This is a genomic window from Candidatus Limnocylindrales bacterium, assembly GCA_035626395.1.
GTDB lineage: Bacteria > Desulfobacterota > Binatia > UBA1149 > CAITLU01 > DASPNH01.
In genome coordinates, this window is the sequence record DASPNR010000007.1 from 438639 (window position 1) to 451712 (window position 13074).

Sequence of the window (13074 nt, forward strand, 5' to 3'; positions counted from 1 at the left end):
TCCTAAAAACGGAAAGTTGGCGGCATTAAAACACCCCAGCGCCAAGGGAGCAACCGCTTCGCCGTGTTGAAATCCGCAGGTCTTTCACGCTCTTGATCGTCGTCGATCGGCTTGCTGCCGAGGCGGAGCGTCGCTAGGGTCGCTGCCTGCTCGCCCGCACGCTGCAAAAGCGAAAGGCATGTCGGCAGCGCCCGCGGCGATCGGCAAAATGCGAGCAAAAAGGAACGGAGAGGGAACGGGTCCGGTGGCCCGGCCGGTCTTCAAAACCGTGATGTCGGCCTCAACGGTCGGCGGAGGGTTCGACTCCCTCCCTTCTCCGCCACCTGTCCGAATCCCCGCGCCGCTCTCGCTTGGCGAGGCTGCCTCCGACGACCAGAACCTGTCCGTCACCGCTCGACCAAACGATCCGAAGCCATGCCGGCATCGGATCGAGGCCGAGCTCGGGCAGGAATTTCTCCTTGGAAAGCAGCGCGCCCTCGGCTCCAGCTATGAGCTCGGCGACGGCCGTATCGGGATCGTCGGCACGACGCACGGGGCGGCGCGTGTAGAAGGCCAGAGCGTGGGGAGCCACGCGGTACGACGTCAGCGCCGCGTAATCCGGCAGCTCGGCTCGCACGATGTCGGCGGCGCCTCGCTGGCTCTCTCGCGCGTTCAGCGCGTCGGCCGCGCCTCCATAGACCATGGCGATCAGCAGGAGCGAGCCTGCAGCCGTCGCACCGAAGATGCTCGGCGCGGTGTGTGCATTTTTGTACGCCCATGCCGCCACCAGCAGCGAGGGCAGCGCCAGGACCGCTCGGGCCCAGGCAGACGGCGCGTCGATGAAGATCCACGCCGCGCCCGCGATGGCGATGGTGGCGGCCAGGATGGTCCAGCCGACGGCGGCCGCTTCGATGGCCCGCGGCATTTCGACGCGGCCCGTCACGGCATCGTCGACGTAGGCCGCCATGAGCGCGATCAGCGGCGGGAAGGCCGCCAGCACGTACGTGGGCAGCTTGGTGTGCGAGAAGCTGAAGAACGTGATCACCACCGTCGCCCACGCCAGGGCATGCCGGACGCCGCCGTGCGGGTCGCGCCAGGCGGTCGCCAGCGAGGAAGGAAGCAGCATGCTCCAGGGCAGCAGGCAGATCGGCACCGCGACGAGATAGAAGTACCAGGGCTCCTGATGCTCGAGCGCGCCGGGCACCGCGAAGCGCGCCAGGTTGTGGTGCCACAGGAACGTCTCGATGTAGCGCGGGTCCAGGATGTAGGCCGCGACGTACCAGGGTGCCGCGACGGCCAGAACGAGGAGGGCGCCGGTAAACGGGCGCAGCTCCAGCAGCACGCGCGGGCGCCGCTCGAAGATCGCCATCACCAAAGCCACCGCCGCCACGACCACGGCGGCCACCGGCCCCTTCGCCAGCAGCCCGACACCCGTGCAGACATAGAGCGGCCAAACGGCCATGCGCCGCGCGTCGCGGCATTGCATCCAGACACCCAGCCACGACAGCGCTCCGGTCAGCGCCGCCGTCAGCAGCATGTCGACGACGACGTAGCGGCCGACCGCCACGAAAAACAGCGTCGTGGCCATCATGATGGCCGCATAGTTGGCGGCTGCGCGTCCCCAGCAGCGGCCGATCCACCACGAGCCCATCGCGATCGTGAACGCGGTAGCCAGGACCGAGGGAAGGCGAGCGGCCCAGGCGTGGTGGCCGAACAGGGCCAGCGAGCCGCCGATCAGCCAGTAGAACAGCGCGGGCTTGTCATAATACGGCTCGCCGTAGATCCGCGGCGTCAGCCAATTGCCGTCCAGGAGCATCTCGCGCGCGATTTCGGCGTGGCGCGCTTCGTCCGGCGTGAGCAGGTCGACGCGGCCGAGCCAGGCAACCAAGGCGAAGCCGACCACCAGCCACGGAACCGCGGCCGGCCAGGGCCAGTCCTGGCGCAGCGGTGCTTGCGGCGCCGGTTCGGGCTCGACGTCTGTCGGCGCAGCTTCGGCCGGCGCGCCATCGCCTGAGGCGCCGTCCACCGGCGCGGCATCCTCGGACGCAGGTCCAACGGGCGCAGCTTCGACAGCGGCGCCGTCGGCTGCGACGGGCGCGCGCTCCCCACCGGCAACGGAGTCCGTGCTTGGATCCACGACCGCACGCCACTAGCGCGGCGGTGGAAAGATCGCCAGCCGCCGCAACGCGGCACGCCCGCACCGGCGGTGTGTTCGCGGCGCACGATGCGCGGCCGAGGTCGTGGCTATTGGGCGAACGCGATGGTGAACGGAACTCCGTCTCCAATCGCGATGGGCAGCGGAGTGATCTCGTCGTTGTCCATCACGGAGAAGATGCGGACGCCCGGATCGGAGTTGGATGTGTCCTCGCGGAAGGCGACCCACAGCTCGCCACTCTCGCTCAGCTCGATGTCGCTGATCTGATCCTCCGAGCTGGCGACGAGAACGTCGGTGATGCTGCCGCTGTCGAGATCGACTTCGACGACGGCGTTGTCGACCTCGCTGGCGACCACGGCGTACGCGCGCCGGCTGCCCACGACGACGAGATCGAACACGTCACCTCCGAGGTCGGCTCCAGTCGCCAGCACTCCCAGCGACTGCCGGGTCACCGTATCGACGGCTTCGATGCCGCCGTCGGTCATGTCATCGAACACCTTGCCAGGTCCTGCGACGTAGACACGGTTGGAACGCGCGTCGTACAGCAGCCCCTTGGTCTCCGCATACGGATTGGTGAGGGTCAGTTCGATCTGGCCTGCCAGTGTGTCGGTGGTCGTGTCGATGATGGCGATCATGCCCGGCAGCTTCGCCTTCAGCGCGGTGTCGAGTCTCTGCAGCGACACGAACAGGGTGCCGTCGACCAGCGCCATCTGGTCCATCTGCGGCAGCATGTCGGGATCGAGGCCGCCCAGATCGATGCGGTCCTTGATCATGCCCTGGCATGCCGGGTCGTCGCCCGGATCGAGAACTCCGGGGTCGATCACGAGCAGCTTGCGGCCTCCGTAGAGGGTGACGTAGCCCTTGTCGTCGGACAGCAGCAGGACGTCGTGCGGATTGGAATCGAAGCCGTCCGAGACGCTGCACTCCTTGATGGTCGGCAGATCCTCGTCCTCGAGGTCGATGACCTGCAGCGAGTTCGTGCCCTTGCGATTGATGCCCAGCGCCACGCCCCGCTGCCATCGCACAACCGAGTCCGGCGCCAGCGCTCCTGCATTGTAGTCCACCTGATGACTGGCCATGTCGACGAGTGCGATTCCGGCGGTATCGAAGAAGATGGGTGCGGTGCTGACGAGCGCGCGGCGGCGCGTCCATGCAGCGCAGTCCGGCACCTGCGAAGTGACGGCAGCGCGAAGCGTGGACAACGCATCGGCGGCAACGAGCTTGCCGTCGCCGCCGGCCGGCGTGACATCGGCCCGGGCGTCATACTGCGAGGTAACGGCTGCGCGCAGGGTGGCCAGCGCGTCCGTGGCACTGAGGAAGCCGTCGCCGCTGCTGTCGCCGCACAGCGCGTGCGCCGCAGGCCCGGGCCCGAAAGCCCATAACATCGCCGTCAGCACGGTCCGCTTCGCACATCGCTCAAATCGCATCGTCGTCCCCGTGCTGGCCCGACCAGCTCAGCGTGGCATAGAACGCCCGGCTAGGGAGCGGCGACCCGATCTCGTCGGGCACCAGCGAATTGCCCAGGTTTTCGGCTTCCAGGCTCAGACGGAATCCGCCTGTCAGCATCAACACCAGTGCCAGGCCGTGCACGACGCGCGTCGGGATCGGGAGCTGGTCGTTGGAGGAATCGATGAAGTGCTCGCCGTCGATCTCGATGTCGTAGGAGACGACCGCACGCTCGCTGGTCCATGGAAGCGTCCAGCTCAGGCGGCCATAGGCTTCGTGCGGCGGAAGGCCGGGAATCTGCTTTCCCTGAAGGCCGAGGCGTGGGGTGCGGTTGTCGGCATCCTGATAGGTGTAGTTGGCCGACAGGGCGAAGCCCCACGGCACCTGCGCTTCGATGCGTACCTCGTGTCCCGTCACGTGCGCGTCGCCGACGTTCTGTGACTTTGCACGACGGTTGAGGTCGGGCACGACGACGATCAGGTCGTCGACGTCGTTGTGGAAGTACGCGTAGCCGATGTCCAGGCGCGAGACCCACGGCACACGCGCAGACCATTCGAAGCCGACGTCGCGGTTGATGCCGCTCTCCGGCTGCAGCAACGGATTGCCCACGGAGAAGCCGTCGGTGCCGAACGTCTCGTTGAAGCTCGGAGCCCGAAAGTACGTGCCGACGTTGGCCTTGATCGCCAGCGAGGGCAGTGGTTGCCATCGCAAGCCGCCGCGAGGATCGGTGGAATGGTCGTTCTCGGAGGCGGCGATGGAGTGGTCACTCCACAGCTGCTGGTGGCGAAGCTCGGCGATGAGGGTCAGCCTCCAGCGAGCAAGCGTCCACTCGTCGCTCGCCGCCATGGAAAGCGACCAGCGGTCGGCATCGGCGACCGCGCCGGTATCCTCGGTCATGGCCATGTCAAAGGTTTCGTAGACCACCTCCGCGCTGCCTCCGACACGATGCGTGTCCGCCAGTGTGCGCGTGAAACGGCCCTGTGTCGTGGACGCCACGCTGTCGGCGACGTTGTCCACCGACGCCTCGCCTTCCACGACGCGAGTGCCGGTCAGCTTCTCGCGCTGCGAGAGAACATTGGTCTCCAACGCCCAGGAGGAATCGGAGGCTTCCAGCGCCAGCGCCGCGATGTTGCGGGTCGTTTCCAGGTTGGCCTGCGGTGTCGGGAACGGCTCCAGACCCGGAACGCCTTCGTTCTTGTAGAAGAAGTGCTCACGCAGAAGCACTCGCGCAGCTTCCGACAGCGGCCGGCGATACCGCAGCAACGTCGCCACGCTGTCACTCTCATTGTTCTCGCGTTCACGAATCCGGTCGTCGGCGCGGCTGTTGGGGCCACGCCGTGTCCCGCGATCGTCGACGAACTCGAAATCGCCTTTTGTCGTCCGAACCGTCGCCAGAGCCGACGCGGTTCCCGAGGCGAGCGCGCCCGAGCCGAAACCGACGATCTTGCCGCTGTCGAATGAGCCGAGGCCGGCCGCGGCGCCCGCCGTGGCGCCGCGCGGCTGCTTGGTGATGATGTTGACCACGCTCGCCGCAGACGCTGCCGTCACGCCTGCCGGCGCCGAGCCCCGATGCACCTCGATTCGCTCGATCGCCTCCACGGGAATGTCGGCCAGGTTCACGACCGAATCGTCGGCCCGTCCGAGGCTGACCCCGTCGAGCAGTACGCGCACCTGTGCTGCCGGCGCTCCGCGGATCGACAGTGTCGAGTAGTCGTCGCGGCCGCCTTGCCGCCGGATCTGGGCTCCTACGCTCTGGCCCAGCAGCTCGGCGGTGGACTCGAAGCTCTGCCACGACGGCTCCGTCATGATCGTTTCGCCGAAGCCGGTGACGTCCTCGGTGGTGTCGAAGCTTCGCTCGGTCAGTGCCGGCTCCGGCAGGCGTTCGTCTTCGATGACGACCGTGGGAATCTCGACCTCGGTCTCTTCGGCCCATGCGCCGCGCGGTGCCCATGTCGATCCGAGCGCCAGCGGCAATGCGAGCATGAACAAGCAATGCCATGTGTGGAGCGTTAACGGAGACCGGCCCAAAGCGCGCGACAATTAGGGAGGCGACTGCAGGCTGTCAACGTGGCACCGGAGTTTTTCCTTTTGCGAAAAGCACGCGTTGTCGCGGCTTTGACAGCCGTTCACCGGCAACCTAAGAGCAGCGCGTGACGCGCCCTGCCCGCAAAGGCATCTCCATCCTCGGATCCACCGGCTCGATCGGGACGACCACGCTGGCGCTCGTGGAGCGCTTTCCGGAGCGCTTCGGTGTCATCGCGCTGGCAGCCGGCCGCCGCGCCGATGTCCTCAAGGATCAGGTGCTGCGCTTCCGTCCGCAGATGGTGTCCCTGGCGGATGCGCGCGAAGCGAGGGAGCTCGCGTCTGCGCTTGCCACCGAGCTCGGCAACGGAGCCCCGGTCATCCATCACGGCGATGAAGGCCTCGCGCGCGTCGCGTGCGCGCCGGGGACGCAGGTCCTGGTTTCGGCGCTGGTCGGTGCGGTCGGCCTGACCCCTACGCTGGCCGCCATCGACGCCGGCATCGACATCGCGCTTGCCAACAAGGAAGTGATGGTGGTGGCCGGCGAGCTGGTGCGAAAGCGGGCCGCGGCAAGCGGAGCGCGCCTTCTTCCGGTCGACAGCGAACACAATGCCCTGTTCCAGGCGCTCGGAGGACGCGATCCGGCGCACATTCGCAAGCTCGTGCTGACCGCCTCCGGCGGCCCCTTTCGCGAGCACACCGCCGAGCAGCTGCTGCGCGTGACGCGCGAGGAGGCGCTTCGGCATCCGACCTGGAACATGGGCTCGAAGATCACCATCGATTCGGCGACCTTGATGAACAAGGGCCTCGAGGTGATCGAAGCGCGCTGGCTCTTCGACGTGGAGCCGCAGCACATCGAGGTGCTCGTGCATCCGCAGAGCATCGTTCATGCGCTGGTGCGTTATCGCGATGAGTCGGTCATCGCGGTGCTGGCGCTTCCGGACATGACCATCCCCATCGCGTATGCGCTGACCCATCCGGACGTTCTCGACCTCGGCTACCTGCCGAGTCTGGACCTGGCAGCTGTGGGGTCCTTGACCTTCGCTGCTCCCGACGTCGACCGCTTCCCGTGTCTGCAGCTCGCCTACCGCGCGCTGGCGGCCGGCGGCACGATGCCCGCAGTGGCCAACGCCGCCAACGAAATCGCGGTTGCGCGCTTTCTGGCTGGCGACATCGGCTTCCAGCACATCGCGGCCACGGTCGCGGCATGCATGGATGCTCATCATGCCCGGCCGTGCGACAGCGTCGACGTGTTGATGGAAGCCGACGGCTGGGCGCGCGCTGCCGCAGCCAATCGTCCAGCGGCCTGATCGCCAATGGCCACCGACAGCTCCTGGGTGCGCCTGCAGAGCTGGCTGCCGATCTCGGCGCTGCTCCTGGTCGCGACGCTCGCCTTTCGCCGTCTCGACGATTTCGACACGTGGTGGCACCTGGCCGCCGGCCGCTGGATCGCGCGCAACGGCACGGTGATGTCGAAAGACACGCTGTCGTTCACGGTGCCCGATAACGAGTGGGTGAACCTGCAGTGGCTGTACGATCTGCTCCTCTACGCCGTGTACGGCGCCGGCGGCGCGACCGCGCTGGTGCTGGCGTCCGTGGCCTGCTTCGTCGCCACCTTCGTGCTGCTGCAGCGGCACGTGCAGCGCTTGATCGGTCCGGTCCTGGCGACGCTGCTGCTGGCGTGGGTGGCAACCACCGTCAATGAACGGTTCCTGATCCGACCCGAGATGGCCACGTTTCCGCTGCTGGCGGCCGTGCAACTGGTGCTGACGGCCGGGCGGGAACGGCCGGCGACCCTGCGCTGGCTCGTGCCGATCATGCTGGCGTGGACGAACCTGCACTCGCTGTTCATCCTGGGCGTGGCCGCGATGCTTTGCGCGATCGGCGGCGCGCTCGTCGCCGAGGTGCCGCTGCTGCCGCGGGGATGGCGGCGCGACAGCGCCTGGCCACGCGAGGCGAGGAAGGAGCTGCTGATCTGGGGCAGCGCATCGCTGGCGGCGACGCTCATCAACCCGTACTTCTTCCGCGCGCTCACCTTCCCCTTCGAGCTGATGACGCGCATCGACGGCTCGGCCGACGTCTATCAGATCATCGGCGAGTTCCGCCGGCCGTTCTCGGGCTACTTCCTGACCTATGCGATCGGCTCGTACCAGGTCATGTTCTTCGCCGGGCTCGTGCTGGCGGTGCTGGCGGGGCTGGTGCGGGCCTTCGCTCCTTCACGCCGAGGCGAGGAGCAGGGCGGCGGGCGTTTCGATCTCGGCTGGCTCGTCTTCTTCCTGGCGCTCTCGTACCTGTCGCTGCTGGCACGGCGCAATATCGGCGTCTTCGCCGTCGGCGTCGCGCCGTTTCTTGCGAGCTGTCTGGCCATCCTGATCTCGCGGATGCCGCGGCGGTACTCGCGGCCCGATACCATGGTGGCCAAGGCTGCCACCGCCGTGGTGCCGGCGGCGATGCTGGCCCTGTCGCTCTTCGTCGCCACCAATGGCTGGTATGCGCGCACCGGCGAGACGCACGAGTTCGGTCCGGGCGTCTTCGATGCCAACTTCCCCGTGCGCGCCGTCGAGTTCTTCCGCGCGCACGCGCTGCCGGGACCGACCTACTGCGATCTGACGGCGGGCGGCTACCTGGCGTGGGACGATCCGAGCGGCCGCGGCGTCTACGTCGACGGCCGCCTGGAGGTCTACGATACCCCGTTCCTGCAGCACTACTTCCGCACGCTCTCGGACGGGCGTGCCTGGCTCGCCGATGCGGAGCAGCGGCAGATCCAGAGCGTCTTTCTCTTCCATCGGTGGGGGAACCGCCAGGCTCTGATCCGCTTCCTGCTCGGCGTACCGGCCTGGCGGCTGGTCTACTACGACGAAGTCGCGGCCATCTTCGTGCGCGCGGCGGGGAACGAGGGCGTCGTCGCCAAGGCCCGCGAGTCGTTCGTCGCCGACTGGCGGCCGCGCACCGATGCGCTGCTGTTCGGCCCCACCAGGACCGCCAGCTGGCAATGGCCGGTCGAGCGCTACACCGCGCTGGTCGCCTACGCGCGACTGCGCGAAGCGATGGGCGATCCCTCCAGCGCCGCCCCGTACTTCGAAAAGGCACTGACGCACAGGATTCCGCGCGAATACGAGCTCGAGATCCTGCAGAGGCTCGCGCAGTTCCGGGCACAGCGCGGCGAAACCGCGCAGGCTCGCGCTCTGCTGGAGCGTGCACGCGCCCTTGCTCCGGCCGACGAGAACGTGCGCGCGATGCTCGCGCAGCTCGGCGGCAGCGGCAGCTGAGATGGCGGGTCTGGCCAAGGACGCCGCCGTCCGCCGGCGCATGCCACGGGCGGCAATGCTCGCTGCCGCTGCATTGCTGGCGACGTTCGCCCTGCAAGCCGGCATCGCCGCGCGCCGGGATTCGGTAACGATCGACGAATTCGGGCATCTGCCGGTGGGACTCAACGCGCTGCGCACGGGCGACGTGCACGTCGATCCCATCAATCCTCACCTGTCGCGCATGATCGCCGCGCTTCCGTTGTTGGTGGACGCGCCGAAGTTCTCGCCGGAACCGCAGATGAACGTGTGGTCGCTCGGCTATCACCTGATGGGCCTGAACCCGGACCGCTACCATGAGCTGTTCCAGAAGCCGCGCTGGATGGTCATCGCGATGTCGCTCGTCACGGCCGTGGTGGCGGCGACGTGGGCGCTGTGGCTCTACGGCTGGCGCGAAAGCCTCGTGACCCTTTTCCTTTTCGCGTTCTCGCCGTCGCTGCTCGCGCACGGGCATTTGGTCACGCTCGACATGGCCGGCACGCTCGGCTTCCTCGTCGCCCTGCTGGCGACGTGGTGGCTGCTCGAGCGGCCGTCGCCCGGGCGCGCAGCCGCTCTCGGCGTGGCCCTCGGGGTTGCCAACCTGCTCAAGCTTTCGGCCTTCGTCCTGACGGCGATCGTGCTCGTGCTGATCGCGGTGCGGGCGTGGCGCGAACGCGACGTCAGGCCGCGGCGATGGGCGGCGCTGATCTCGATCGTCGGCGCTGCCTCGCTGCTGACGCTCAACGCCGGCTATGGCTTCGAAGGGACTCTGTCACCGCTCGGGCAGGCACAGCTGGCGCCCGACGGCACGCTCGGACGGATCGCCGCCGCGTCGCCTGGGCTTCGTCTGCCGTTCCCGCGCGCCTTCGTCGAAGGCGTCGACATGGTGCTGGAGGTCGGGAAGAACCGGGAGCCTGCATACTTTCTGGCGGGCGAACTGTCGGCCGACGGCTGGTGGTACTACCACCTTGCTGCTTTCGCGGCCAAATGTCCGCTGCCCGTCCTTCTGCTCTCGCTGCTGGCGGCTGCGATGTGGGCGGGCGGGCGCAGCACGGGACGGCGCGACTACTGCGTTCTCGTACCGGCGCTGCTGATCTTCGCCGCCAACTCCGCGTTCAATTCTCTCTACATCGGGGAGCGTCACGCGTTGCCGGCGTATCCGCTGCTGTTCATCGCGGGCTCGCCGTGGATCGTTGCCGGTCTCGCTCGATGGCAAAGCGCGCGGACGTGGCAGGACCGGATCATTCCTGCAGCCGCGGCGCTGGCCCTCCTCTGGACGGCGGCGGGAACGCTGGCCGTTGCGCCGCGCTATCTCCAGTTTTTCAACGAAGCAGCTGGCGGCAGCGAGGGCGGCCACCGCATCCTCATCGACTCCAACATCGATTGGGGTCAGGACCTGATCCGCCTGCGCGAGTACATGCAGGAGCAGCGTATCGATTCGATCGCGCTGGCGTATTTCGGTCGCGTCGATCCTGCCGTCTACGGCATCCGCTACACGCCGCTGGAGCCCGGGCGATCGAAAGGGAAGGTGGTGGTGTCGGCGTCGTTCCTGATGGGACGTCCGTACTTCTGGATCCTCGGCGGCCGCGCACGCTGGGTGCCGGCGCGAACCTACACCTACCTGCAGGCGTTCCGGCCGGTCGCACGCGTCGGCAGCATGTTCGTGTTCGATCTGAAGTAGCCAGTGCTCGTCTTCGAGCCGGCTCGCGGGAACGATCATCAGCACCGTTGCGGAGCGGTCTCCGACCCGAGAGGCGAGGCGCCGCGACGCCTTTCCTGCGGTCGCCGAGCCGCATGGCGTGGCGGGTCGATACGGTCGCGGTCGCTACGGTCCGATGTCGGGGAGCTCGATGCCGAGACGGCGGGCCACGCCGCGCCGATAGGCCACCTGCAGCGCGCGTGTCAGCTCTCCGGGCCTGCCGCCGCCGATTCTGCGCCTGCCGGCGCGCACGACGGGTACCACTTCGATCGTGGATGCCGTCAGGAATGCCTCGTCCGCATGCTCCAGATCATCGACGGTCACGACCTGCTCGCGGATCTTCGCAAGGCGCGCCGCCAGCCGCAGCACCTTCTGCCGGGTCACGCCGGGCAGCAGACCCGAGGAGACGGGCGTCGTGAGGATGACGCCGCGGCGGACCACGAAGAGGTTGCTCGTTGTCCCCTCCAGCACGGTGCGGTCGTCGACCGTGTAGACGGCTTCGAAGCAGCCGCGGGCGCGCGCCTGGGTCCGCGCAATGACCGCCGGCAGATAGTTGATCGACTTCATCTGCCGCGCTCCCTCCGAAACGCCGGAGCCCACACGGAACAGGTGGATGGCGACGCCGTCGCGCTTGGCCTGCGCCAGGTCCGGCTCGAGCGGCCGGAACAGCATCAGCGTCGTCGGCTCCGTCGTCTGCTGGACGACCAGCGCCACCGGCCCGTGCCCACGCGTGATGGTCAGGCGGATGGCACCGTCGCGCTCGAGCATGTCGTTGCGCCGGGCCAGCTCGATCGCCCGCCGTTCGAACGCATCTGCATCGGCATCGAAAGGAATGCCGATCACGCGCGCCGTGCGAGACAATCGCGCAAGGTGTTCGCGGATCGCGTAGGGCCGTCCGCGGTAGGTCCGCCACGTCTCGAAGAGCCCCTCACCGAAAAGGAAGCCGCGATCCAGCGCCGACACGCGCGCACGCGAGACCGGCACATACCTGCCGTTGAGGTAGCAGATCGGCTCGCGCCTCACGCTACGGCCTCCGTGGAGCCGCTTCGCAGACTGCAGCGGAACGCGGCGATCTTCGTCTCGGTCTCGGTCCATTCGCGCTGCAGATCGGAGTCGGCGACGATGCCGCCGCCGGCGCTGTAGCAGGCCCGTCCGTCGCGCACGACGGCGGTGCGGATGGCGATCGACATCTCCAGGCAATCTTCGCCGTTGAACATGCCGATGGCTCCGGTGTAAGGCCCGCGCGTGTAGCGCTCTACGCGCGCCAGCAGGTCCGTGGCGGCGATCTTCGGTGCGCCGGTGATGGAGCCGCCGGGAAACGTCGCTCGCAGAAGCGCAGCAAGACCGGTCCGAGGCCGCAGCCGTGCTCGCACCTGCGAGACCATGTGATGGACGGTCGCATACGTGCGGACGGTGGCATAGTCGCGGACGCGCACGCTTCCCGTGCAGGCGACGCGGCCAAGGTCGTTTCGCTCCAGATCGACGATCATCAGATGCTCGGCGCGCTCCTTGGCATCACGGGCCAGCTCGGCTCGCATCGACATGTCGGCGGCATGATCGCGCCGCCGCGGCCGCGTCCCCTTGATCGGCAGCGTCCGCACGGCATCGCTTCGGCGCTCCAGGAAGCATTCCGGCGAATTCGACAGCAGATGGAAGCCTCCGCAGTCGAGGAAGGCGCCGTACGGCACGGGCTGCACCGCGCGCATTCGCCGGTAAAGGTCGCAGGCAGGCTCGTTCACGTCGAACAATGCGCGCCGGGACAGGTTGGCCTGATAGAGGTCGCCGGCCGCGATCGCTTCCTGGATCGTGTGGAAGCCTTCGTCGTAGAGCGCGCGATCGGTCTGGCGCCAGCCGGACGCGGGCGAGCCGCGAAGCTCGACAGGCACGGGGCGCGAACGTTCGCCCGCGAATCGGACGCGCGCGATGGAGAAGTCGCGCGGGCTCCACGCGCAGATGCTGTCGTAGGTGGAAAGCACCGCCAGCGGAGCGGCCAGGAAGTCCACCGGCGCGGCTTTCATTCGGTCGATGAACGTTGCGAGCTCGTAGGAGAGATAGCCGACCGTGCGCGGCAGCAGCCGGCCCCTCAGCCATGACGGCGCGTCCACGGGCTCGGCGCGGGATGCGGCCACGAACTGGGCGATCGCCTCCACCGGATCGCCGTCGACGCTGCGCCACGCGCCGTCCTGCCAGCAGCGGGCGCGCCCGTCGCTGTCGACGACCAGCTGGCGCGAAGGGGAGCATCCGGCGAACGATGGCGCCGCTCGCCCGGCGCGATCGATGAAGAAGGCGTAGGGGCCCGTGGCATGCGGCTCGAACAGCGCCCACGTTGCCATCGAGCTCGACTTGCGCAGCGTCTTCACGCGGTCGTCCTAGGGCCTCGACCTCCGGCGGTCAAATCGGGCGCGCGCGGGCAGCGGCGTCACGTGGGGTGCGACATCACGTGCCGCTCGAGATGTGCGCGGCGGGAGCGTCGTGCGGCTTGCTCGGTG

8 protein-coding genes and 1 tRNA gene are annotated in these 13074 nt (G+C 68.1%); 4 read left to right on the forward strand and 5 right to left on the reverse strand.

Annotation, left to right across the window (positions count from 1 at the left end; translation table 11 throughout):
* Window positions 1-226: 226 nt before the first annotated feature.
* A tRNA-Sec gene (locus VEC57_05310) sits at window positions 227-322 on the forward strand.
* Here the strand turns inward: VEC57_05310 and VEC57_05315 are convergent.
* The 3 genes from VEC57_05315 to VEC57_05325 form a co-directional block, all read right to left on the reverse strand.
* Window positions 281-2005, reverse strand: a complete 1725-nt coding sequence (locus VEC57_05315) for a glycosyltransferase family 39 protein (GenBank protein ID HYB98536.1) — start codon at window positions 2003-2005, stop codon at window positions 281-283. The two genes, VEC57_05310 and VEC57_05315, sit on opposite strands and share 42 nt — an antisense overlap.
* 218 nt (window positions 2006-2223) lie before the next feature.
* On the reverse strand, window positions 2224-3519 hold the full coding sequence (locus VEC57_05320) for a hypothetical protein (protein ID HYB98537.1): 1296 nt from the start codon (window positions 3517-3519) through the stop codon (window positions 2224-2226).
* A gap of 31 nt (window positions 3520-3550) precedes the next feature.
* The gene (locus VEC57_05325; GenBank protein ID HYB98538.1) at window positions 3551-5563 is read right to left on the reverse strand and encodes a TonB-dependent receptor; all 2013 of its coding nucleotides are present in this window, start codon (window positions 5561-5563) and stop codon (window positions 3551-3553) included.
* Window positions 5564-5730: 167 nt separating this feature from the next.
* On the opposite strand from VEC57_05325, the gene VEC57_05330 reads away from it, so the two are divergent.
* From VEC57_05330 to VEC57_05340, 3 genes are read left to right on the forward strand one after another with little or no spacing between them, the layout of a single operon-like run.
* The gene (locus tag VEC57_05330) at window positions 5731-6912 is read left to right on the forward strand and encodes a 1-deoxy-D-xylulose-5-phosphate reductoisomerase (protein HYB98539.1); all 1182 of its coding nucleotides are present in this window, start codon (window positions 5731-5733) and stop codon (window positions 6910-6912) included.
* 6 nt (window positions 6913-6918) lie between these two features.
* Window positions 6919-8871, forward strand: coding sequence for a tetratricopeptide repeat protein (locus VEC57_05335; GenBank protein HYB98540.1), 1953 nt, complete (start codon window positions 6919-6921; stop codon window positions 8869-8871).
* Window position 8872: 1 nt separating this feature from the next.
* Window positions 8873-10567: a hypothetical protein gene (locus VEC57_05340; GenBank protein HYB98541.1), complete on the forward strand. Its 1695-nt coding sequence runs from the start codon at window positions 8873-8875 to the stop codon at window positions 10565-10567.
* Window positions 10568-10711: 144 nt separating this feature from the next.
* On the opposite strand, the gene VEC57_05345 is transcribed toward VEC57_05340, so the two are convergent.
* Both VEC57_05345 and pabB read right to left on the reverse strand, forming a co-directional pair.
* Entirely contained in the window at window positions 10712-11608 is an 897-nt protein-coding gene (locus VEC57_05345) for an aminotransferase class IV (protein ID HYB98542.1), read from the reverse strand.
* Window positions 11605-12945, reverse strand: a complete 1341-nt coding sequence (gene pabB / locus VEC57_05350; protein HYB98543.1) for an aminodeoxychorismate synthase component I — start codon at window positions 12943-12945, stop codon at window positions 11605-11607. Before pabB ends, VEC57_05345 begins: the two co-directional genes overlap by 4 nt.
* Window positions 12946-13074: the final 129 nt, after the last annotated feature.